The 23,992-nt window shown below is 50.6% G+C and carries 19 protein-coding genes; 4 read left to right on the top strand and 15 right to left on the bottom strand.

Annotation, left to right across the window (positions count from 1 at the left end; genetic code table 11):
- Positions 1–162: 162 nt before the first annotated feature.
- Together AC6IB1_RS10735 and AC6IB1_RS10730 are read right to left on the bottom strand one after the other, a co-directional pair.
- Positions 163–1,845, bottom strand: a complete 1,683-nt coding sequence (locus AC6IB1_RS10735) for an aspartate:alanine antiporter (protein ID WP_497569029.1) — start codon at positions 1,843–1,845, stop codon at positions 163–165.
- A gap of 214 nt (positions 1,846–2,059) precedes the next feature.
- On the bottom strand, positions 2,060–2,323 hold the full coding sequence (locus AC6IB1_RS10730; protein WP_005502905.1) for a GrxA family glutaredoxin: 264 nt from the start codon (positions 2,321–2,323) through the stop codon (positions 2,060–2,062).
- A gap of 545 nt (positions 2,324–2,868) precedes the next feature.
- Between AC6IB1_RS10730 and AC6IB1_RS10725 the strand changes: the two genes are divergently transcribed.
- From AC6IB1_RS10725 to AC6IB1_RS10715, 3 genes are all read left to right on the top strand, one after another.
- Complete coding sequence (locus tag AC6IB1_RS10725; protein WP_497569028.1) at positions 2,869–4,110, top strand: L-lactate MFS transporter; 1,242 nt, start codon at positions 2,869–2,871, stop codon at positions 4,108–4,110.
- Positions 4,111–4,380: 270 nt separating this feature from the next.
- On the top strand, positions 4,381–5,541 hold the full coding sequence (locus AC6IB1_RS10720; RefSeq protein ID WP_005502895.1) for a DUF481 domain-containing protein: 1,161 nt from the start codon (positions 4,381–4,383) through the stop codon (positions 5,539–5,541).
- Positions 5,542–5,846: 305 nt separating this feature from the next.
- A complete protein-coding gene (locus tag AC6IB1_RS10715) occupies positions 5,847–6,431 on the top strand; it encodes an RNA polymerase sigma factor (RefSeq protein WP_497569027.1) in 585 nt (194 codons plus the stop codon).
- 79 nt (positions 6,432–6,510) lie between these two features.
- On the opposite strand, the gene AC6IB1_RS10710 is transcribed toward AC6IB1_RS10715, so the two are convergent.
- The 4 genes from AC6IB1_RS10710 to pabB all read right to left on the bottom strand — a co-directional run bounded on the left by AC6IB1_RS10710 (position 6,511) and on the right by pabB (position 11,631).
- Complete coding sequence (locus tag AC6IB1_RS10710) at positions 6,511–7,872, bottom strand: L-serine ammonia-lyase (protein WP_497569026.1); 1,362 nt, start codon at positions 7,870–7,872, stop codon at positions 6,511–6,513.
- A gap of 189 nt (positions 7,873–8,061) precedes the next feature.
- Complete coding sequence (locus AC6IB1_RS10705) at positions 8,062–9,327, bottom strand: HAAAP family serine/threonine permease (RefSeq protein ID WP_497569025.1); 1,266 nt, start codon at positions 9,325–9,327, stop codon at positions 8,062–8,064.
- A 201-nt stretch (positions 9,328–9,528) separates the two neighbouring features.
- Entirely contained in the window at positions 9,529–10,221 is a 693-nt protein-coding gene (locus AC6IB1_RS10700; protein ID WP_497569024.1) for a CoA pyrophosphatase, read from the bottom strand.
- A 39-nt stretch (positions 10,222–10,260) separates the two neighbouring features.
- Positions 10,261–11,631, bottom strand: a complete 1,371-nt coding sequence (gene pabB / locus AC6IB1_RS10695) for an aminodeoxychorismate synthase component I (RefSeq protein WP_497569023.1) — start codon at positions 11,629–11,631, stop codon at positions 10,261–10,263.
- A 300-nt stretch (positions 11,632–11,931) separates the two neighbouring features.
- On the opposite strand from pabB, the gene AC6IB1_RS10690 reads away from it, so the two are divergent.
- Positions 11,932–13,446 carry a fumarate hydratase gene (locus tag AC6IB1_RS10690; protein WP_497569022.1) on the top strand — a complete coding sequence of 505 codons (1,515 nt, stop codon included), beginning with the start codon at positions 11,932–11,934 and terminating at the stop codon, positions 13,444–13,446.
- A gap of 177 nt (positions 13,447–13,623) precedes the next feature.
- Here AC6IB1_RS10690 and AC6IB1_RS10685 read toward each other — a convergent pair whose 3' ends face one another.
- From AC6IB1_RS10685 to AC6IB1_RS10645, 9 genes are all read right to left on the bottom strand, one after another.
- Complete coding sequence (locus tag AC6IB1_RS10685; protein WP_497569021.1) at positions 13,624–16,416, bottom strand: host specificity factor TipJ family phage tail protein; 2,793 nt, start codon at positions 16,414–16,416, stop codon at positions 13,624–13,626.
- Positions 16,388–16,846, bottom strand: a complete 459-nt coding sequence (locus AC6IB1_RS10680) for a hypothetical protein (RefSeq protein WP_497569020.1) — start codon at positions 16,844–16,846, stop codon at positions 16,388–16,390. Before AC6IB1_RS10680 ends, AC6IB1_RS10685 begins: the two co-directional genes overlap by 29 nt.
- Positions 16,843–17,340 carry a DUF1833 family protein gene (locus AC6IB1_RS10675; protein WP_497569019.1) on the bottom strand — a complete coding sequence of 166 codons (498 nt, stop codon included), beginning with the start codon at positions 17,338–17,340 and terminating at the stop codon, positions 16,843–16,845. Before AC6IB1_RS10675 ends, AC6IB1_RS10680 begins: the two co-directional genes overlap by 4 nt.
- Positions 17,340–18,080 carry a hypothetical protein gene (locus AC6IB1_RS10670; RefSeq protein ID WP_497569018.1) on the bottom strand — a complete coding sequence of 247 codons (741 nt, stop codon included), beginning with the start codon at positions 18,078–18,080 and terminating at the stop codon, positions 17,340–17,342. Before AC6IB1_RS10670 ends, AC6IB1_RS10675 begins: the two co-directional genes overlap by 1 nt.
- The gene (locus AC6IB1_RS10665; protein ID WP_497569017.1) at positions 18,077–19,927 is read right to left on the bottom strand and encodes a sialate O-acetylesterase; all 1,851 of its coding nucleotides are present in this window, start codon (positions 19,925–19,927) and stop codon (positions 18,077–18,079) included. Before AC6IB1_RS10665 ends, AC6IB1_RS10670 begins: the two co-directional genes overlap by 4 nt.
- Positions 19,924–20,400 carry a hypothetical protein gene (locus AC6IB1_RS10660; RefSeq protein WP_497569016.1) on the bottom strand — a complete coding sequence of 159 codons (477 nt, stop codon included), beginning with the start codon at positions 20,398–20,400 and terminating at the stop codon, positions 19,924–19,926. Before AC6IB1_RS10660 ends, AC6IB1_RS10665 begins: the two co-directional genes overlap by 4 nt.
- Complete coding sequence (locus tag AC6IB1_RS10655; protein WP_497569015.1) at positions 20,397–23,306, bottom strand: tape measure protein; 2,910 nt, start codon at positions 23,304–23,306, stop codon at positions 20,397–20,399. The genes AC6IB1_RS10660 and AC6IB1_RS10655 overlap by 4 nt, the downstream gene beginning before the upstream one ends.
- Positions 23,303–23,503: a hypothetical protein gene (locus tag AC6IB1_RS10650; protein ID WP_181816854.1), complete on the bottom strand. Its 201-nt coding sequence runs from the start codon at positions 23,501–23,503 to the stop codon at positions 23,303–23,305. The genes AC6IB1_RS10655 and AC6IB1_RS10650 overlap by 4 nt, the downstream gene beginning before the upstream one ends.
- A gap of 146 nt (positions 23,504–23,649) precedes the next feature.
- Positions 23,650–23,979, bottom strand: coding sequence for a phage-derived protein YdaY family protein (locus AC6IB1_RS10645; protein ID WP_497569014.1), 330 nt, complete (start codon positions 23,977–23,979; stop codon positions 23,650–23,652).
- Between the last annotated feature and the right edge of the window lie 13 nt (positions 23,980–23,992).

The raw sequence follows: 23,992 nt of genomic DNA, 5'->3' as shown, positions 1-23,992 counted from the left end.
ATGCAAACCACTTACGGGGGTGTTTCCAACCCATCAGCAAGAGGGGCTGGGAATAATAGTTGGATGATTTAGCAGCCAGTGTAATCCCTGTTCGCTGAATCTATGCTGACTGCCTTGCCGGTTATGTGACAAGGCAGGGATGATCAAGCCAGAATAGGAGGACTAGGTCAGGATAACCAAAAGCGTACCGGCAAACGTGAGCAGAACGTTGGCGATGGCATAAGTACCAGCGTAGCCCAAGGCGGGAACAGTACTGCGGGCATGTTGGTTAATCATGTCCATGGCGGGTGCACAGGTCCGGGCGCCAATAATAGCACCAAACAGCAGGGCACGGTTCATATTCAGAATGTATGCGCCCACCAGATACGCCAGAATGACAGGCAAGACACTCACCGCCAGCGCGCCGAACATAATGGTGAAGCCCATTTGCTGGAGATATTCAACCAGGTTGCTGCCAGCGCTCAATCCGACACCCACCATAAAGGTCATCAAGCCCAGCTCTTTGAGCATATTGATGGCACCTTGCGGTACATAACCGAAAGTCGGGTGGTTGGCCCGCAAGAAACCCAGCAGAATACCGGCAATCAATAGGCCTGATGCGTTACCCAACCCAATCGTCATTTGGCCAAAGGTCATGGTAACCAGACCGAAAAGCAGACCAAAGATAAAAAAGGAACAAAACGCCAGCATGTCAGATACCTGGCTGTGAATCGAGATAAAACCGATGCGTTCTGCCAGTCCCATCACACGGCGTTTTTCACCACTGACCTGAAGCACGTCCCCTTTGGAAAGCAGGATGTTGTGATCCATCGGCATTTCAATCTGGGCACGGATGACACGGTTCAGGAAACAACCGTATTCTGCCAGGTTCAGGTCAGACAGACGTTTGCCGATAATCGCATCGTTCTTAACCACAATTTCCTCTTCCACGACGCGAAGGTCGAGCAGGTCGCGGTCAAACACCTCTTTTCCGTTGCGGAAAGAGGGGTCAAGGCGAGCATGGCTGTCTGGGTATCCCACCAGGGCAATTTCATCACCTTCCTGCAAAATGGCATCGCCATCCGGGTTGGCAAGAATGCCGTGGCGGCGAATACGCTCAATATAGCAACCGGTCTGGCGGTAAATGCCCAGTTCACGCAGGTTGCGGCCATCAACCCAGTTAATCAGTTCCGGCCCCACACGGTAAGCCCGGATGATGGGCAGGTAGACCTTGCGCTGTGAAGAATTGCCGAGTCCGCGTTCCATAGCAATTTTCTGCGCTGAATGCTCAAGGTTTTCCTTTTGCAGTTTTGGCATAAAATTCGCGAGCACAATCAGGCTCACCAGACCGACCAGGTATGCCAATGCATAGCCAACACTCAGGTTGTCAATCATGCCTGCCAGTTGATCTGGCGTGAAATCACCGGCCAGACCGGCATTCAGAGCATCTTTTGCGCCAACAAGGACTGGTGTGGCGGTCATTGCCCCTGCCATCATGCCGGTAGCGATACTGCCATCAACACCGAATTGGTAGCGCATCAGCAAGGTAATACCCACAGAGGCTGTGAGCACTGTGCAGGCGAGCACCAGATATGACTTGCCATCACGGAAGAAGATACCGAAGAAGTTCGGACCGGCTTCAATACCCACGCAGAAAATGAACAACATAAAGCCGATGTTCAGCGCTTCCGGGCTGAACGCAAACCCTGCGTGTCCAAAAGACAAGGCGGTGATGAGAACACCAATGGAATTACCAAACTGGAAGCTGCCTATTTTGACTTTGCCAATGGCCAAGCCGATCGCCAACACGACAAACAGGAGAAGGATATCGTTATTAACAAGCAGGTTATAAACGTCGATGTTCACTGAACAGTTATCCGCGCACGGGTCAAGAAAAATTCTGGGGCGCCATTATACGTATTTGCCATGAAATGTAATAAAAAGTTGCATGAAAAATAATATTAGATTTCACCGATTTTTCTAATGGATAGAATAAAGGATTGTTTGAATTCTATCTCTTTGTTTTTACTGCAATAAAAAGCCGGCAACTTTGCCGGCTCTGTCGGAAAGCGTGTAGAAATTACTGGTAGAGGCCCAGGTTTTCTTTTGCATATGCTTCAAAATCAGTGAAGCCACCAACGTGCTCCTGATCAACGAAGATTTGTGGCACGGTTTCAACAGGTTTGCCGACGGTTTTTTCAAGGTCTGCTTTGCTGATGCCTTCGGCATGGATATCGACGTAGCGGTAGTTGAAATCGTCACGTTCTTCTTTCAGTTTTTCAGCAAGATCTTTCGCACGAACACAAAACGGACAGCCAGGGCGACCAAAGATAACCACGAACATATTCAATTTCCTTACTTATTTAATTTTACGGGATGGTGCCGGTGAACGAAGGTGCGTCCCGGACGGATCCACCCTCTGACTGTTTCTAACTATGCCTTAAGCACTTGGCAGATAAAAGAAGGTTTTGTCTTTTAATTCAATCGAAATTATCTATCAATATGGCAGGCTCATTGACGGTGATGGTCCAGCCTGGTCTGTATGCGGCACAACGTTTCGTGCCCCGGTTTAAAGGGAAGGTGGGCTTTTCCTATTATGTGTGAGTGGAAGATTCGTGTTGTTAATGACCGAAAACTCACCGTTCGATACATTTTTTAATGATAAACAAAAGTAGATGGTGATCACAGTCTCATTCCCTGCTAGACTCCGCGCGCTTTTGTCGTTCTCATCAAATTTGAAGAATACAAAAAATTATTGATAACCCAGATCATCTAAAGGCTTATGTCACTGTTACAGACGCTTTTAAGTGATGTGGAGGTGTGGTGGGTGGCGCAGTAGGGGGCTTTTGCCAGCGACACCTTTCATTTGTGAATTTATTGAGTCGTAACATGAATAAACTGAACAAAGCTACTGGCGTTCTCGCTGCTGGTTTCTTTATCAATATGTGTATCGGCATCTTGTATGCGTGGTCTGTGTTCAAGCAGTCACTGGTAGAACAGGGCTGGTCAAACGCTGATGCATCGATGCCATACACCGTCGCAACCATCTGTTTTTCACTTTCTTTGCTGGTGGCGGGTAATCTGCAGGATCGCATGGGGCCGCGTAAGGTATTGATTCTGGGTACCATCATGGTAGGTATCGGTATGATCATTTCCAGCTTTGCTTCATCTCCGATGACACTGTTGCTGAGCTTTGGTTTGATCACCGGTTGTGGTATCGGCATTGGTTATGCGTGCTTGGCACCTGCGGCAATGAAGTGGTTCCACCCTTCTAAAAAGGGCATGGTTAACGGTTTGATTGCGGCAGGCTTTGGACTGGCGGCAGTTTACCTGGCCCCCCTGACATCAACCCTGATTGCAAACTATGGCGTTAACACCAGCTTCCTGATCCTGGGTGTCGGTGTCTTGGCTATCGCAGTGCCTCTGGCATGCACCATCAATAACCCGCCAGCGGATTACGTCCCGGAAGCTCCTGCGGGCTATGTGGCGAAGAAGGGTTCTGGTAGCGTAGACATGGGCTGGCGTGAAATGGTGAAAACGCCTCAGTTTTACTCACTGTGGCTGATGTACGCGCTGGCGTCTTCTGCGGGTCTGATGATCATTGGTAACATTACGTCTATCGCGATCAATCAGTCTGATCTGACTCAGGTAGCGTTCCTGGTGGTTGTGCTGTCTATCTTCAACTCTGGCGGTCGTGTAGCTGCGGGTCTGTTGTCTGACAAAATTGGTGGCATTAAAACCCTGATGCTGGCATTCATCATGCAAGGTATCAACATGATGATGTTTGCCACCTACAACACTGAATTTACCCTGATGGTGGGTGCAGCGGTGGCGGGTGTGGGTTATGGCACACTGTTGGCTGTATTCCCATCTATCACTGCCGATTACTACGGCCTGAAAAACTACGGTGGCAACTACGGTGTGCTTTACACCGCATGGGGTGTGAGTGGTTTCATTGGTCCTGTGGTTGCTGCAACAGCAGTAGATATGACCGGTAACTATGTGATGGCATACTCTATCTGTGCGGCGATGCTGGCGGTAGCGGTTGTGCTGACTTTCGTGACTAAACCTGTGAAAGCCGCTTCTACTGATAAACAACAATCTACTGATAAACAACAAGCCGCTGCGTAACTGACTTAGCATAAGATGTCTGAGCCCGCTTCATGCGGGCTTTTTTGTTGTGAGACAGTCTAGGTTATGAATCATGTTGCTGACGGGGATCTTAACCAATCTCTTACATTTTATACCTTCAAAAAAAACCATCACCCTGCCTGCTTTTCTCGTGACCTTCATCCATGCCGGGTAGTCAGCCTTTGTACCCGGTTTTGCATTACGGGAGGAGAAAGCCACGCATTGTGGCTATCAACATCACTTCCAATTTAAAAAAATCAGGATGACTTTATGAAAAAGCATGTGCACTCATTGATTGCGACCGGTATTTCGCTTTCATTTGCGCCTCTCGTATTCGCCGAGACTCCGGTTACGATGTATGACTATGATGAGGCGACATCTGCATATGAAGATGCTTATCTGGATATGCAATTCAACCTCAATGATGGAAACCAGGATCAATCCAGTTATAACGGTTATATCAACCTTGATTATGAGCAAGTTTTTGACTCTGCCGACCGAAACACCAAGATAGATTTCACGGGGACAGGGTCTCGCTCCCGGGGGCCAAACGCCACGGATAAAAGCGTGTCTAATTACCAGGCTGTTGGTGCCCTTACCAACGACATGTACTTCCAGCCGAATAGCAACGGTTTGTTCTGGTATGGCAAAGGCGAAGTGGGTGTTCAGAAGGGCATGAAAGACCCCTTTACTAAACTTACCGTCGGCTTTGGTTATGGCCGTGTGGTGAATGCGACACCGATGGCAAAATCGATTCGTCTTATCGAAGCTTTGCAAGAGCGGGCGATCTTGAGTGGGATGGATCGTCAAACCTATATTGCTGTTGCTGATGTTATTTCCCGAGAAGAGGAGTACATCAGCAGATACGGTTCGGATGAATATCTGGAATACTGGATTGAAGATATTGATGCATTGCTCGGTGATGTTGGCGCCCGTGGTGCGATACGTTCCTATGATGTGTTGGAGAACGAGCGCATCTCGACAAGGAAATATGGGTGGTTAGTGCGTGGCGGTGTCGGCTCTGTGATTTCCAATTATGATGGCTCGAACAGTAAACCTGTGTTGGAGCTGGGCGCTGAATACCATCTGCCCATTAACAACCTAACCCAGTTTTCAGAAGAAGCAATCATGACAGCCATTCTTGATGATGGTGAAAATGGCTATGTGCTTTCAAACGATTTGTCATTGACTTATGAGCTTTCAGACAACATTGATTGGGAAAATGGCTGGTTGCTGACGCACTCTGAGTACGAGAAAAGCAACGACATTACCACCAACAGTGTGGCCTCCACATTCCGTTACTACATTTCAAACTCGTTAAGTCTGTCCCTCACCGGATTGCTCGAAGATACTGAAGACAATATTGATGGAAACGGTAATGATGAAATTGATCGCTCACTCTTGTTCGGTATGACTTACCGCTTGAAATAACCTGTTAAGAAAACCCTTCATTACGGAGGGTTTTTTATTCTGCTGTCATGATCCCCGTGTGTTATTGATTCATTCCTGAGACACGGTGGAAAATAAATAGGGGGTTAGTGTTGCCTACAATAAAACGCTGTTTTTAATTTTTGGTTGTAACCCAATGATAATCGCCGTGTTTTTTATGTTATCCAGGCTTTCCGGGTTCTTTTGAGGCCAATTTAGCCTTCTTGCTGAATAGAAAACACTGTTTGATTGTTTGGTTTTCATTGGCTAGGTTGAGTTCACCACTCGAATACCAGGAGGGTATTAACATGCATTCAGTGGATTCAACCTGTATTAAAAACAGTGAGCGTGAACAGATTGCTAAGATTCAAGCGGGGCACCCGTTAGCCCGCAATTATTTCGACCAATTGGTTGCGAGCTATCTGTCACCATTACATCGTCGATGCATGGCTTGGTTAGGTTGTCCTTATGACGCAGATGATGTGTTGCAAGAAACCTTGGTACGGAGTTACCGCTACATCCACGCCTATCGCGGCGAAGCAGCATTTAGAAGCTGGTTATATGCGATTGCAGATAATCAGTGCCGGAGCTATTTGAAAAAACGCGCAATGTATTCGCAACGTTTTGTCTCGGATGAGTTTCAAGAGGAAATTAGTGTGGAAGAGCCGTGCCCGGTGACATCCGAGCTGGGGATTGCCCAATCGGTGCAGTCATTGGCAAAAACCGCACAAGAAATCCTGGTGTTGCGTTTTGAACATGATCTCTCGCTTGAAGAAATCAGTAACGTGTTAGGGCTAGGCCTGAGCGCGACGAAAATGCGCCTTTATCGTGCCATTGATGCCGCAGGGAAGCATGTGCTGAATAACGGGGAGGAATTACTCGCAACTGCTTGAGATTCAAAACCTGCACAGAGAGGCTGGATAAAAGAAAACCGCCGGCTTGGGCGGTTTCCTTTTTCTGCATGAGGGAGGTTTAGCAAAGTACTTTGATGGCCAGACCGCCCTGAGACGTTTCACGGTATTTGGCGTTCATGTCTTTACCTGTCTCCAGCATGGTTTCAATGACCTTATCCAAAGACACACGTGGCTCAGAAGAGCGGCGTAGTGCCATACGGGTTGCGTTAATGGCTTTCATTGCTGCAATACCGTTACGTTCGATACAGGGAACCTGTACCTGGCCGGCAACTGGATCACAGGTCAGGCCCAGGTTGTGCTCCATACCGATCTCAGCAGCGATACAGACTTGTTGTGGGCTGGCACCCATCAGCTCCGCCAGACCGGCTGCCGCCATAGAGCATGCAACGCCCACTTCACCCTGACAACCCACTTCTGCACCGGAAATAGACGCATTTTGCTTATACAGGCCACCAATGGCACCGGAAACAGCAAAGTAACGGGTGTATTCACGTGGCCCCACGTTTTGAATGAACTTGTCGTAGTACGCCAGAACCGCAGGGATAATGCCACATGCACCATTGGTTGGTGCCGTAACCACACGGCCACCGGCGGCGTTTTCTTCGTTAACCGCGAACGCGAACATATTAACCCAGTCAACCACGGCCATTGGGTCATTGTTTGATTTCTCAGACGCGATCAGTTGTTGACGAAGGGCGGCCGCGCGGCGTGGAACACGCAGAGGGCCCGGCAGCACGCCTTCGTTGCTCATGCCACGATCCAGACACTCGCGCATGGTGCGCCATATATTGCCGAAGTACGTCTGGATTTCATCTTCCGAGTGCATGGCCCGCATGTTTGCCATCACAACCGCACTGATAGACAAACCGGTCTCAGTACAGTGCTTCAACAGTTCTTCAGCGCTGCTGAACGCATAAGGCACTTTGATTTTGTTTTCGTCTTTCTTGCCGAAGTTTTCTTCATCAACAATGAAGCCACCGCCGATAGAGTAGTAAGTTTTTGAGTAAACCTTCTCTTCACCCATCCAAGCGTGGATTGACATGCCGTTTTCGTGCAAAGGCAGGTTAGTGGTATGGAAGTTCATGCCACCATCACGGGGGAAATCGACGGTGTGGCAGTGCATACCTACCGGCAGCCGCTCGGTTTCTTCAACGCGTGCGATAAAGCCCGGAATGCTGTCAATATCAACATGCTCTGGTGTGTTACCTGCCAGGCCCATAATGATAGCAATATCCGTGTGATGGCCTTTACCGGTCAGAGACAGTGAACCGTAGACGTCAACGGTAATTTTGGTGACATCACGGAGTTTGTTCATACTGCGCAGATCGTCGATAAATGATTTACCGGCTTTCATTGGGCCTACTGTGTGTGAGCTTGAAGGGCCTACGCCGATTTTATAGATATCAAAAACGCTGATCATTTGTCATACCTCAGTCAATGCCCGTGGTTTACCGAAACGGGCATTTGGATTAATTCGTTTCTATCCATCCTTGGAGGTGACGCTTTGCTGAGCTGTTGCTTGTCTTCATGGCTCAGGAAGGGAAAGCAAAAAGAGCAAGATGCGTCACAAGCATCCTGCTCTTTCTATAGCGCTAGTCTACACCATTTATTATGCGATGAAACTGTACAAAATAGCTGAAATTGCTACCAGTCCCATCACCGTGACGAAGACATTGCTGAACTTGCCCGCGTACTTCTGCATGGCGGGTACTTTCTTGATGGCATACATCGGCATAATGAACAGAATCGCAGCGATGATTGGGCCACCCAGTGATTCGATCATTCCCAGAATACTTGGGTTAATGGTTGCCACAATCCAGCTGGTAACGATAACGAATACTACCGTGAACATATCCACTTTCTTGGTGTCCACTTGCTTGCCGCGAGAGCGAAGCTGTTTGATGATGATACCGTTCAGACCTTCACGTGCACCCAGATAGTGGCCAAAGAAAGACGAGACGATAGCCACAAACGCAATGATTGGGCCCAGATAAGAAATGAATGGGCTTTCATGTTTGTTAGCCAGATAAGAAAGTACAGCCAGGTTTTGTTCTTTGGCCTCTGCCAAATCAGCAGGCGTTAGGCTCAGAACGCAAGAGAACACAAACAGCATGACAAAGCCAAGCAGCATGCCCGCAGTGCGGAACAGGATTTGCTGTGCTTTGCGCTCTGCGTTGTCGCTGTGGTCTCGTGATTGTGCCATAGAGAAAGCAGAGATCGCTGGGCTGTGGTTGAACGCGAATACCAATACAGGAATTGAGATCCACAGGGTGGTCATAAAATCACCGACTGAAGGGATTTGCTGCATGGCAGACGTATTCCAATCCGGGATCAGGTAAACCGACAGGAACAGCAAGATACCAACCAGTGGGTAAACCAGGAATTGGGTCACTTTCAGCATCAGTTTCTCGCCTGCCAGCATGACTGACATCATGCCCATGATCAGGATGATTGACAGGACAGAGCGTGGCAGAGATTCCATGCCCAGTTGATTAACCATAAAAGAATCAACGGTGTTGGTGATACCAACGCCATAAATCAGAACGATTGGGTAAATCGCAAAAAAGTAAAGCAAAGTGATGAGTTTACCCGCTGTTGCACCGAAGTGCTCTTCTACAACCTCAGTGATATCACTACCTGGTTTCTTGGAAGACAGGACAAAACGTGCAAGACCACGGTGAGCCAGATAAGTCATTGGGCCGACGAGAATGGCCAGCGCAAGCAGTGGCCAGAAACCGTTCAAGCCAGCATTGATAGGAAGAAATAGAATACCTGCGCCTACGGCTGTACCAAACAGGGACAGCATCCAGGTGGTGTCTTGGGCAGACCACTTCATTTTGTCTGCGCTCGAAGTCATGGTTGACTGTGTTTGCATCGTTTAATCACCAAAATAATTACGGAACGATTCGGAAATCGGTGCGTATTGTTTACATTTTTGCATTATAAACCGTGATGGGGATCATTTTTGTGGCAAGAAAATTTCGTGCGACGGCATTATTTTTTCGCAGTACTTTTACATTTTTTATGGTTTAAAAATACAGTTTAAACACTCTTAAAAAATTTGAGATATTAAAAATTAGTTGAGAGAAATTTGCTGGCTTAGGGCATTAAGTATCTGGGCTGTTACCCCCCAGATAAGGTGATTTTCATAGCTCATAGCGTAAATGTGATAGGTATTGCCACGTACCAGGAAAGGTTGCTTGGTGATAGCATCTTGTCTTAAAAATTGAGCGAGTGGCACCTCAAAAAGCGTATGCACCTCGTTTTCATCGAGCACCGGGGTGTAGTTGGCTTCAATGAATGCGATAACGGGGGTGACAAGGTAACCGCTCACCGTTGGGAGCGGGGCCAAACAGCCCAGAAGATGCTGCCTGTCCGTGGTGACACCAATTTCTTCTTCCATTTCGCGAATAGCGGTTTCGACGATATCGGTGTCCGAGTCCTCGACTTTCCCGCCGGGAAAGCTGATTTGGCCCGGGTGGTGTTTCAGGTGTGTTGCGCGCTTGGTGAGTAAAAGGTGCAATTCGCCATCTCGCTCTGCAAGGGCGATCATCACGGCTGCCGGCCTGAGCTCTGATATACCTTGTTGGCGCATGGTATCGGTCGCGCGCTGAATAACGCGCCTGTCATAATGATAACTGGGGCTTAGGCTGAAACGTTGTACGAACCAGTGACGAGAGAGCGGGCGCATCGGACTCTGGCGGATATGTCGAAAGAGGGAGGTTGGTGTTTGTAGCGGGTTGTGAACCCTCCTTGGTGTTTTTAACATGCGTCCTTCCTACTTATCGATGCGCTGTGTTATCTGCCTTTACGCTGATAACACAGGAAGAATTCTACTTAACTTGTCGAGCGTTTCCTGATATTCCGCCGTCACATCACTGTCTGCTACCACACCGCCGCCCGCCCAGGCGTAAATATGCTGCTGGTAACAGACCAAGGTGCGAATAGTAATGCTGGTATCCATTGTGCCACAGCGGCTTAAGTAACCAATGCTGCCACAGTAAACACTGCGCCTGTGTGGTTCGAGCTCTTCGATAATTTCCATGGCGCGCACTTTCGGTGCGCCGGTAATCGAGCCGCCCGGAAAACAGGCACGAAGCAAGTCTTCGCCGTATTTACCCTCCGAAAGGGTACCCGTTACGGTACTGACCATGTGATGGACAGCAGGAAACGTCTCAATATCAAAAAGTTTAGGTACATTTACTGAACCTGGCGAGGCCACACGACCAATATCATTACGAAGAAGGTCAACAATCATCAGGTTTTCCGCCCGATCTTTGTCTGCATTTTTCAGGCTTTGGATGTTGGCTGCATCTATCGCTGCATCTTGGTGCCGCGGACGTGTTCCTTTGATGGGTTTGGTTTCAATTTCTCTGTCATGCAGTTGCAGGAAGCGTTCTGGTGAGACAGAGACGATGGCTGTATTTTCTAAACGGATAAAGGCGGAAAAGGGTGCGCCATTGGTTTGTGCCAGCTTTTGGTAAGCCTCCCATTCACTGCCTTGATACGGTGCTTCAAAACGTTGAGCAAGGTTGATTTGATAGCAATCCCCGGATTTCAGGTAGGACTGAACACAATTGAACTTATCTTTATAGGTTTCAAATGTCATGTTTGCCTGCCAATCCCCAGTCAATGAAAACGCCGGTCTGGCTTTTTCCTGAAAACCTTCCAACCATGCTAAGCGGTTTTCACCTTCGGGTTGCACCAGTGCCAGTTTCTTTTCTTTGTGATCAGCAATCAGAGCCCAGTCATAAATGCCGACAGCCATATCCGGAATGTCAATATCCCGGGTAGCCAACGCTGGGAGGGTTTCTACCTGACGGCCAAGATCATAAGCAAAATAGCCGAGTGCCCCACCAAGGAAAGGCCAGGGTGCAACAGGCTTAATCTGCGGTAAAAGAGAAAGCTGTAACGCACGCAAGGCTGCAAATGGGTCGCCTTTGCTGGAAGTGTTACGCCCATCACGATAGGTAATGTGGTTGGTTTCTCCGTCACTGCAGAGTGTGGCAATAGGATCAGCCACCAGAATATCAAAGCGGTTATCCGGGTGATTTTCCGCTGCAGATTGTAGCAACATCGCCCAAGGGTGGGATTCAATATGGGAAAAAAGAGATATGAGTGCTGATGGTGAGTACTCAATATACTGCAAGGTGATTGGCTTTCGTTTCGATTCGGTCATTTTCGTGTTTTTGTGATCGGTATTGGAGCATCTGTTAGCGCAAAATCGACCGTAAGAGTATCATATCCGTGGCTTTTAAAGCGAAGTTTGGACAGTGAAAATCACTCGGTGAAATGTCATTCGCCTACTCAAGGATCTGAGAAAGTCGCTTCTCTGGCAAAGCTGCCTGAATAAGAGAAAGCGGCCTACTATTTTGTAGTATCAACTCGACATATAACGCTAGACTGGAAGCACTGTTTAGCCTGCATTGATAAGCAAGCGAACAGCGCCAAGGAATCATAAAAATTCAAAGAGGCAACTATGACTGTCATTCGTAAGGAAGATGTCATCGACAGTGTCGCTGACGCCCTACAGTACATCTCCTATTACCATCCCCTCGATTTTGTTAAAGCCCTGGAAAAAGCTTACGAAAAAGAGCAGAGCCAGGCCGCGAAGGACGCCATTGCGCAAATTCTGATCAACTCCCGCATGTCGGCAGAAGGCAAGCGACCCATCTGTCAGGACACCGGGATTGTTACCTGCTTTGTGAACATTGGCATGAATGTTCAGTGGGAAAGCGACATGACCGTGCAGGAGATGGTTGATGAAGGCGTTCGCCGTGCTTATAACAACCCTGATAACCCGCTTCGCGCATCGGTGGTGGCAGATCCTGCAGGCGCGCGTAAGAACACCAAAGACAACACGCCGGCAGTGGTTCACATCAACATGGTGCCGGGCGATAAAGTGGAGATTCAAATCGCAGCGAAAGGCGGCGGTTCAGAAAACAAAACCAAGATGGTGATGCTGAACCCATCGGACGATGTGGCGGCATGGGTAGAGAAAATTCTGCCAACCATGGGAGCCGGCTGGTGCCCACCGGGTATGCTGGGTATTGGCATTGGCGGCACGGCTGAAAAAGCGGCGGTATTGGCAAAAGAATCCCTGATGGAGCACATCGATATTCAGGAGCTGATTGAGCGCGGCCCACAAAATGCCGAAGAAGAACTTCGTCTGGATATCTTCAACCGTGTCAACAAGCTGGGCATCGGCGCTCAAGGTCTGGGCGGTTTAACCACCGTTGTTGACGTGAAAATCAAAACCGCGCCGACACATGCGGCTTCAAAACCGGTATGCCTGATCCCGAACTGTGCGGCAACCCGTCACGTTCACTTTACGTTGGATGGCTCCGGCCCGGCTGAACTCAAGCCACCAAAACTGGAAGAATGGCCAGAAGTGACCTGGGAAGTGGGCGATAACGTTCGCCGGGTGAACCTGGATGAAATCACCAAAGAAGACATTCAGGAATGGAAGACCGGTGAAACCGTGCTGCTTTCTGGCAAAATCCTGACAGGTCGTGATGCCGCGCACAAACGTATTCAGGAAATGCTGAACAACGGACAAGGGCTGCCAGACGGCGTGGATTTCAACGGCCGCTTTATCTATTACGTTGGCCCTGTTGATGCAGTAGGCGATGAAGTGGTTGGCCCTGCAGGCCCAACGACCTCAACCCGTATGGACAAGTTCACTGACATGATGCTTAGCGAAACTGGCCTGATGGGCATGATAGGTAAAGCGGAGCGTGGTCCTGCTACGGTTGAATCCATCAAACAGCACAAAGCCGTTTATCTGATGGCAGTGGGTGGCGCCGCATATCTGGTAGCAAAAGCCATCAAGAAAGCGCGTGTTGTTGCATTTGAAGACTTGGGTATGGAAGCGATTTACGAGTTTGAGGTCGAAGATATGCCTGTCACCGTTGCTGTTGATTCACGTGGCGGCAACGCCCACCAAATTGGCCCTGACACCTGGAAAGTGAAAATCGCTGAAATGGAAGGCTGATTTTTCTAACACGCCTCGAACAAAAAACCGCAGCTCGTGTAGCCCGCCGCGCCGCGTAAAAAAGTAAACCGCCTAACCTTGGAAGCCCCGCAGGTGATATCGCTTCTCAGTTTAGGCGGTTTCTTTGTGTGATTTATCAATTTAAACGGTTTTATATAAAGAGGGTTTAAACGCTGGTTATACGTATCCCACCATCAGTTCGGTTGGTGGTATTGCATCGTCCCACCCAAACACTCTCGCATCATCATTCACGGCTTTCAAGGTGACTTTATTAGTACCGTCTGGTGTTATGTCCTGAACCAATGCAGGCAAACGCCAGTTAGTCTGCGTGCCAAACATAAAGTAGGGCGGTTCCATGGTGCCATCAAAGCAAGGATCAAAGTCCAGCTTGTCTCTAATAATCACCTCTCCAACACCTGCACCTTTCTCTGCGTTTACAGGCCCAAACGTCGTGCCATCAGGTCGACGCAGTGAGATCACATGCTGCTGTCCTTCCTGCCACTCCAGCTCTGCATTGGTGCGAATAAGCGAATAGCTGGTGCGCTGCAGGATAATACTTACTCGACCTGAGTTGCCGTAACTTGGCACGGGCCAGCCTAGATCTGCACGGCTTAGGAATGTTGAGTTCAAACCGTCCAGTTCCGTGCTCCACGTGTAGGTCTTGCGGCGGTAACGCATCTCTGCAGCACGGCGCATACCCCATTGATAAGCCTTGATGCGGTTCTTAATGCCAAACGCCTTGAGCTTCTTGGGCTTGTACCCTTGCGAATCTGGCAGCTTGCAGAGTATGGTGGCGGGCTTCCATGTGTTCTCATCGAAATATTCCACTTCAACACAGTCATGCTCGTCAATAGTGTGGTTAGCAATCGAGATCTTCAGTGGCGAAGTCATATTGTCGGGACCGTACATATAAGCACGACCAGAGCGTGGTTCGTCACGCACTGCGATAAGCTGTCCAAAGTCGAGCGTTGGTTGAGCAAAGCCACACGACATCACACGGCGCTGTGCTTCAAAGTGGGTGGTTGAGCTGTCAAACAGGGCATGAAACTCATCGCCCCTGGCTCCCCAGACATCATGTAATCTAAGCAACGACTGCTGATTAATCATGTGATCTGTAAAGTCACATTCTTTGGCTATATAGCGGATAACCGGAGCAATATCGTTGGTTGGATGCAAGTCATTTGTCCAACCGCCTTTGCCGTCTGGCACTTCCAATTTCCGCGTTGGCACACCGGCAAACTTTTTCTCTGCGGTATGGCTGAGGGCATTGGTGCCACGAATACGCAGAGCAATCGTCGTCATGTCCTTGTAGCGGATTGGGGTGCGAAGCTCACTCTTCACACGAACGATTTCTACAGTATCAAGGTAACGCGCATCAGTTTCTTTATTAGTGACGCGGTAACAACGAAACTCAGGCTCGCATTGCTTACCCAAATCAATCTCGATGGTGTTGCCCAGTTCGTCACGCGTTGCGCCCGTGCGGGCAAATGAAACTGGCTTCCAGGTACTCGAACCCACTTCACGCCATTCGAGCTTAATCTCAACGGTAATGGCGCTCATGTTACCTGAATCGTTGGTATAACCGAGTCCTTTAAATCGCACATCGACCATTATCTTGTTGGTGGTCTGCTTGGGCGGGGTAACACGAATAGGGCCAACAATCTTGCCTGAGAAGGTGTTCAACGAGCGAAATGACGCACCCTTATACTCACCATTATGAGAGAACCCACCCCAACTGCTTAATGGTGTGCTAGCGTTGGGATGCAGTTTTTGCAGCGTCGCGCTTGAAGGTGTGATTGAACTGATTTTGTAGTAGCCATTGTCGCGCCCTAACGCCTTGAATGGCTGATTACGATAAGCACTCGGGATGCTTGCGATATCGAGTCGATTGCCGCTTGAATCCAGAATTCGAACTGCATAAAAACGCGTACTGTTTACATAACCATAAAAGATGGCATCCACGGTGCCAACACGCCAAACGAGGGTGTTGTCTTGGCCGCTTTGAGGATAAAGAACATAATCACCCTTTCGACATGTATGAAGTTGTGACTCGTTCTGCGTCCAGTAGTTGAGTGTGGAAGTATCTGCTTCACCGCGCCATTCTCCTCCATATAGAGTGAATGCACCTGGCATCCCTTCGATCTCGATTCGTTGCCCGGGCTCCCATTCCGTGGGCCAGTAAGCGACGGTAAATCCATCCAAGTCCTGGTAAAGCTCTACCGATTTCCCCGCAAACACTGACTTAACCGGCGAGATGTTATTGATAGGGCCTTCAAGCTCAATACCGGATGTGCCCGCTGTCGCGCCAATCTCAGGACTGGTGTACGTGTTTTTGTGGGCAGGGTGAGAGGTCACCAGTGAATTTGGCTCGAACACTTCGACATCAACATCACCGGCGTAAGCTGAAAGGGGCGTGTTTCCGATGGTGAGCTTGTCCATTGGAAGGTGGTAGTGACCCTTACCAACGCAACAGAACATCATCAAATACTCGTCGTCGTTCGAGTAGTACCAGTGCGGGGCGGAGAGCATATCGAAATAGGTTTTGTGGGTGCCAAAAATCTGAGGGATCACACCCATCAGTTTTGGACGGTTGCCCTGCACATTGGCTTCATAAATAGAAGACCCTTTGGGCACAGAGGAGTTGTAGTTATCTGGCAGGCTTTGCTGTGACATCACCACGGCAGTCACTGCTGCTGTAGCGGCCAACAGGTAAATAACTGTGGGAGTAATGAAGTCTTTGGGTTCGTGGATGAATGCGACCTGATCACCTTCGTTTAATACCAATGTCGACCACGCCATTGGCAACACCAGCTCACCATTGAGCATCACTGAAATTGGATGAGGCCCATCGGGGTTATACGTTGAAACTTTCGCCTTCAGCCAGCTTTCCAGAGTAATACCTGGTTCGCAGTGCTCAGTTTCGAGCGGGGTGAGCGAAAACTTATTGGGATAAAACGCCAGCGTCGGCATAGCGGTACTCCGTGCGTGTAAAGCTTCTGTCAAAGTAACTGAGTGGGGTGATATGGGGGCCAAAGCTTGCGCTTGTATGCAGCACCGCAAGCTGTGAGCCGTCAGGAACCACGGTGCCAATGTGCCAAAGTCGGTTTCCCTTGAAGCCCAGCGCCAGTGAAAGGGGTTGTATCTGAGCAATTGGGAAGCTTGCGCTCAACTCATGAAAAGCGGCTGTCATTCCAGCTTTATCAGAAGCTGGCACCGCGCCAAAAGTGGGTAGGGCAGTAGGTTTTACGCCAGTGATGATTTGCACCTCTCGCGCCATGCCCCAGCAATCAAACTCAGTTGGGCCTCGACCGCCATCAACAAAAATGGTCTCCAAATATCGGTCGATAAATGAAGACCATGCTTGAGGTTCCCGTGTGTTTAAACAGGGTTTAAACATCATCCCATCCAGAGCAGGCCAGGTGCGATGTCCTGCGTGAATCGGTCTTCTGCCCGTGGAAATGGCGTGTTAACCAGATCGTTAAAGCTTGCGCTGATTCGTACCTGATTGCCTTCCATTTCAGTGGCAACGGCAGACATGCGAATAGGTGGCTCAGCGGGTGCAGATAGATCCAGGTGGCTGTACTTTCGCAGCGTGAGCCATACCTTCTCATTGGCTTCCAAGCAGTTGTCGACCATGATGGCAACTTCACCGGTGACGTTATCCACGTTGAAGTTAATGTCCTGGCGACCTTTCACCGAGCGGGCAGGTAGGCTCAGTGCAAAAGCCGCTGCTTGGTGGTGTAGCTGTTCGCCTTTTTCTGATGTCACTGTGACATCGTTGTAACCCAGAACGAGTCGATAAGCCCCGTTTGGTATAGAAGGCGCAGCAAACTCCAAGCAATAGAGCGGTATGTCTCCACTGTTGCTGGCGTAGGCGATTTCGAGGGATTTCATTAAATAGTGATCCCGCGTTTCGACATTTGCAGTTTTGCTGCCTGATAGATGTCATCAATCTCATGGCCGCTCTTGGCTTCATGATAAACGCCAAGCACCGCAAACTCTCCCTCAAATAGTCCGTAGTTCGATGACTGACCCGGAATATGTCCACCAATCGTGCCAATGTTAAAAAAAGCATTTGGCGCTATCTCTGGTGCCATCTCGACCACGTTATCGATGTTCTTTCCGGCTTGCGGACAAAAATAACGGTAATGACCATCACCATATGACAAGCACGAAAACACCCACACACCCTGCATGGTGGAACCTTCGACTGCCGACGTTGACGCATTGAGCGTCTTGAACATCGCATCATTGCCTGCATAGTAAAGTTGGTCATCTCGAATGGCGGAATCACCACCATAGAATGACCACACAAAACGGTATTTCATCGCGTCCGATAAACCCGAGGAAAGCACATCCATGCGGTGCACGGCAAAGACGGTCAATCCTCGTGCATCTGGTCTGATAGGCGTGTTGATATAGCCCTTATTCAACCTCAGCCCCTCGTTCACCGCTTCCACGGACTCAAACGCAGTGCCATGATTGCCATTGCCGGACGAATCCTGCACCGTTTTGCCGATAAGAGTGTCCATCCGGTAAAGCGCTGCCAGCCCTTCAGTCGGATAATCCATCGGAATCACCGGCAGGTTGGGGTTGGTGAATCGAATGCCTTTCAATGTAATGACCAAGCTCATGCCTGTACGTCCTCTTTGAATGTTACACAATAGTTGTACTGGGCATAATGTTGCCCGCTTTCATCGGCATAGACCGACAACGTTGGATCGCTGTCGCGCAAGTTTCCGCGCGCACCGGTTAACCGTCCCGAGGCTGCGCCTGGTTGATTGTGGTAGGCATAGGCGAGACGTGTCACTGCTGGCAAAGGCTGTTCAGTAGTCAATCTGACTGTATTACCAACGCCCAGCGTGACACTGGAAATCGCTAACGGATCTCCATTGTTGTCCAGCACCTCAAAGCCGAAATCGCCTGGGTTGACAACCTCGCTTTCATCCAACACCAACGGCGGATACCTCACCAGAAACTCGGCCGTAATTTCTCTCTCTCCGGTCTGAATAATGCGGATGGGTCGCAAGGGTTGCCAGTCGCCATCATTTTCCACCGCCAACGCGGCCTGCATCATCTTTTCTCCGAGGCGGCGGCTGCTTTTGTTATCCAAGTGCGTATGATCAACCACATCATATTGATAGATAGGCCCAGACATAAAAATCAGCGGATGACGTATAGCCGCAGTCAATTGCCCCAATGCCGTTAATGGATACGTGTACTGATAGCGGTGGTTCGTCTGGTACGTAATTAACGGCAGGGTCACGCGCGGGTTTTCCAACGCTTTACGCATGTCAGTATTGTGATCGTCAATCAGGGTTTCCAGAAGAACGGCATAATCTTCTGGGGATGTGCGGTCTCGCTCGTTCGCTTCACCTTGCACCCAGAAAATCGCCCCAACCTGATAGGTCAGACCCATTTGCTCTACGAGTGACTTTGCGGCTTTCGCCCCCTCCTGCGTGCTGAGATACGTGGGCTTTCCTTTGGAAAGATATTCAATATTCACACCAGGCGCAGAGTGTATAGACATCAAGGCGGCGGGATATCCTTTTGATAAATCGGTATCACGATAAACACCTACGGCAGCGCGACGATAAAAACCCGCCGCACCGGCCGAAGGCGTCTCGCCATAAACACCGGCGTCCACTTCGATAAGTGGGGAAAGGTCACTAAAATCGGGAGAATCCGGTCGGTAACCGAAAGAAAGAGCGGATATGTCTGCGTTTTTTGTCAGTGCTGGCTGGGATTTATAGCCCATAGACAACGATTGACCACGGATAAAGTAATGGCGCACCACACTAGACTGAATAGCTGATTCGCTAAAATATAGACTTCCATCAAGCCCCACGCGCAACGCCACGCGACCTTGCTCATCAGCAAGCAAGAAAGCAACATCAAATTCATCGGGTAGTGTAGTATTTTCCACCCCTAGCGCAGATAAAACGCGGCCGCTCGACTTTTCATCTAGATCAACAATCAACTTTCCAGTTTCACGTTCAATGGCGATGACTGCATTACCTGCCTCATCCACGACCAAAGGAATGGGATGCGCATCAAATTCATGTCGTTCTCGGTCAGAAATACCTACATTCGGCAAGGCGCTGGCGATAGCTGTTGCATTGCTCTGTAGTTCAGGCTCTAAGACCGCCAATACGTCAAATTTTGATTTTGACCAGCCAACGCCATCCCATCCGTATAAGCCATTATTATTTTTTACTGGATCGTTCCACACATCCGCCAACGGCTTATCCGACGGTGGCGCGCCTGCCGCATCAAGCTGCGCTTTGGTTTCATAAGCGACACGGCCATTAACCATCGCCTGCAAAGCACCAAACCGATCCGCAAAGCTCTTCTCATTCGACGGCTTGAACACACCCTCATGCCAAAAACCATCATTCTCGCCACCCAAAACAATGACGTTCAGCCATTCAATCAGCTGGCGCAGCTGTTCGTTTAGGTGGATTGGGTTGTTGCTGTTCATGATGTTGGCTCCGTGTAATACATGTTCACGCTGGTCATCAGGTCGCTGACATAGTCGGCATAACTGACTGGGGCGAGCATCCACTCGAAAGTTTCTGCAGCGGTGTAAGTGGCGAATTCTTCAATTTCTACTTTGGCGCGATATTCCCAATAAAGGGCAGAGATTGGGCGGCGGTTCAGCAGAGGGCTCTCAAGGAATTTGACTCGGTGCTTTCGCAGCCCCAATGGGGTGTGAATCATGTCCTCAAACTGAATGCTCGCGTCGTTTATCGCGTGTTTAATCCAGCCCTCAAACTGCGCCGCCTTGTTTTTATGCACTACATAAACGGCCTCCTTGTGTGTGGGTGGATTCAACAACGTTCTTCGCGTTCTTGTGTAGCCAGACTCCATGGGCGTTTTCGCCACGTTGGAGACTTGAGCGTAAGTAAGATCGCGCAAGGTAGGGCGCGGAAGCACATCGGGATATACAATCATTGTCCAATCCTCTGCCAGCCATATTTCGATTCACCGGCAGCGGAAATCTCGCCACCGTTTAGCAAATCTTCCTGCACGGCTTTTTTCGCTGCAGCGAGATACACCTTAAGGCGCTGGCCTTCGCTGTCTTCTTGCTGTTCGACGCGGGTGATGGTCATGGTGTCGCCGCTTTGCTGGATGATGTCGAAGTAGATGGGCTGACGCTGACCGGATGCCGGTGCGGCTTGTTGGCTGCTGCTCTGATTCGCCTGCATTTGCTGCATCATGCCGACCATCCAATGGAAGTTATCGGCTTGTGATTCGTTCAAAACCATCTCATTGGCCTTGAGTAGCCACGTACCCTCATTCGCTTTTGGCACGCGTCCAATACCGTCGTGCGCCATCCCCGCAAAACCTGCAGCGGCAGCCGCTGTTGCACTGGCGGCCATTGGCATGGTCACGGCCATGGCGGCAGCCATTGCGCCTGGGGCTGCAGCGGGGCCGACGATTGGGATCGCTGCCGTGGATTTAAACGCATGAATACCGGCAAGCATGGCGGCAGACGTACCCTCAGCGGTTACCTGGGCCACGTTGCCAGCCTGATCACTGGCAAAGATGGTTTTCTCTAACGCCCAGAGCACCATCTTTTGGGCGATGATTTCGCCAATGGCCTGCAGCATGGATTTACCCATGGCAGCGGCCATGTTCACCACCGCATCTTCGAGTGAGGTGGTTTGGGTAATGGCATCAGCAAAGGCACGGCCAAATCCGCTGGTGAAGTTATCGAAGGTGCTGGCCCACAGTGCATCCGTGTTCTCAGCAGAAGCCCGCATCGACTCGGTGTAACGCTCCCAAAAGCCCTGCGTGGTTTCTTCCTGGGTGGCGAGTGCATCGAGCTTTTCCGCTTCCAGCAAGATATTGCGCTGCAGCTCTTCGTTAACGTTTCTCAGTGCACCGTGTTCAATTTCCCAGCGCACGCGGGCGGCTTCACCGGTTTCACCGTGAAGGGCCACCGAACGGCGCAGACGATCTAATTCCTCTTCGGCATTCTCGCGCTGGGCATTGGCTTCTTTTTCCTGCTCCAAGGCTTCGCGGCGTTTATCCAGCTCTTCCGCTGTCATACGCAGCTTTTCAGCCAGTGCCGGTGTCAGGTCGGCAATCGCGCCAGATTCAATTTCATAGTTAATGCGGGCCAACTCGCCCGTTTTACCCAGCAGGGCCGTTTGCTGCTGCAGCTGTGCCAGGCGCTTGTCACCGGCAGAGAGGGCTTCCTCATCGCTGCCGTCGTCGTCTTCGGTATCCGGCGTCTGTTTAAACTGAGGTAAACCGGCATTAAACACCGCCTGCTGCTTGGCGCTGGCTTCGGTCAGCGCGTTCTTGTAGGTGGTGATTTGGTCTTCGAGTTCCTGAATGCGGGCGCGGGCATCGCTTCGGCCACCGGCATCAAGGCTCGACATGCTCGCTTTCAGACCGTCGATTTGTTGGGTGGTCTGCACAATGGCCGTGCGGGTTTCACTCATTTCCTGGTTGAGCTGAGTGATAAGGATCGAACGTTCCTGACGGTTCAGGTTATCGAAGCTTCCGGCAAGGCTTGCAACTTCATCATCGAGGTTTTTGGTTTTTACGCGGGCGTCACTAGCTTTGCTGGCATAGAAGGCCAACGCACCGGCAGCGAGCATTGCCACACCGACAGGCCCACCCAGTAGCGCCATGCTGGCGGCACCAGCACGCGAGACCGCATTGAGGCGCAGCTGTGCGCCGGTGAGTGTCTGGGTAGCAGCGGTCAACTGGCCGCGAGCAGCAGCCAGCGCCTTTTCTCCGCCGGTAGAACGGAAAACAAAAGCATTGCTCACCTGCAGCGCTTCCAAGCGGGCAATCTCTGCGGATGTCGCGGCAATGGTGGCCGTGGTGCTGTCGACCGTTGCCTTGAGTTGTGTGCGTGTTGCCAGCGTGTCTTTCACCCTTGCCGCTGACAGGTTAGTAAGACCTGCCGCGCCACGGGCCAATGCCAGCACCAGCGAAAGCTCGACCACATTGCTCACGGTGTCGGCATTGTCTGCCAGCAGCACCAGGCTTGCTGATGCGGTATCGAGCATTGGCGTCAGGCTGTCGCTGATAGGCTCTTCGAAAGCCACCACGGCCTGCTGATAGCTGTTGGTCAGAGAAGCAAAGCGGGCGTTGATGTTATTTGCGGTACGCTCTGCAGCACCGTCATAGTCATCCAGCGCTTTAATCAGCGTGTCTTTGAAAAAGTCGCTGGTGATTTCACCATCAAGCATCATCTGGCGGAAACCGCCTGATTGAAGCCCTGCGGCTTTATCCAGTTTATTCAGAAGACCAGGCAGCGGCTCGACAACCTGGTTCAATTCTTCCGCACGAACAATTGGCGAGGCAAGCGCTTGTGATAAGCCATACATGGCTTGTTCGAGCTGGACAGTGTCTGCGCCGGTCTGGCTTTGTGCGTTGCTCATGCCCTCGAAAATCTGGCGCATTTCGTCAACAGACAGCAAACCGGCTTCTTGCAGTGAAGCGAGGCGGGCATAGTTCCCCGCCATCGATGTCAGCACTTTATTGTGCTCGGATGCCGTGGCAATCAGGTATTGCTCGGTCTCAATCCATTCGCGCTGCCCGCCCACCAAGGCGGTGATTTGGGTGCGCATGTCCTGGTACTGTCCCAGCGTGCGGGTTGCATCACCGGCAGCGGCAAGAAGGGAGAAACCACCGGCTACCGCCAGCACTTGATTTCGCAGGCTGGAAAACTGATCACTGAGCACATCAGATTGACGGCTCAGCGTATCGACCTGTTTACCGGTTTGAACACTCTGCACGCCAAACCGGTCGAGGGCCTGATCACCGGCGCGGACGTTCGCCACGAACTGGCCGGTTTCAGCATCAAACTTTAGGGCGAAGCGTAAGTTCTGGTTCATCGTGTCTCTTTCTTGGCGTTCAGCTCACTGGCTGCCGTCATGGCAATGGTTTTCAGTCGCTGGTAATCCTCGGGGTCAACGTCGCGACCACTCAGGTCTGCGTCAGCTTTAACGGCGATCACATTCATGCCCAGGCACACGCCGTTTTCGTATCGCAGAAAGTCGGGAATGGTCAGCCACCATTCGATGGCGGCCACGTTCTCGGGCCACAGCTCAACCGTTTCCGGTTCGGGGTCAATGTCAAAGGGAAAGTCCGTGACGCCCCAGGCTTCGAGCTCAGCCTGAAATTCTGTGTCTTGCGCAGTATCAGGCCGCGCATTCAGCGCAGCCCGTACCGCGTCGGTCAGTTTTTTGTTGCGGCCTGCCCGGATGCCAGTTGCAGATAAGCACGCATTACTGCAGCACCAAATAGCGGGTCTTTGCTCACAGCAGCAAGGTTTTCGGCGGTGAAGGGCACTTCGTGGCCCGCTTCATCACCGACACCAGACCAGCCTTTCACCACGCGGGCCATAAAGGCTGCATCACCTTGGCGGGAAAGGGTGGTAAAGGTGTCGGTGTCCACCACTTCCACATCGAGTTTGATGTCAAAGCTCTCGGTCTTGCCGCCTTCTGCTGGCACCACCACTTTCACCGGCCAGTGTTTAACAATGCGAGATGTCACGATCTTGAACATGGGCTTACGTCCT

The organism is Grimontia sp. THUN1695 (assembly GCF_059704325.2).
The sequence above is the reverse complement of the archived record's forward strand: the minus strand, read 5'-3'. Positions and strand labels throughout refer to the sequence as shown.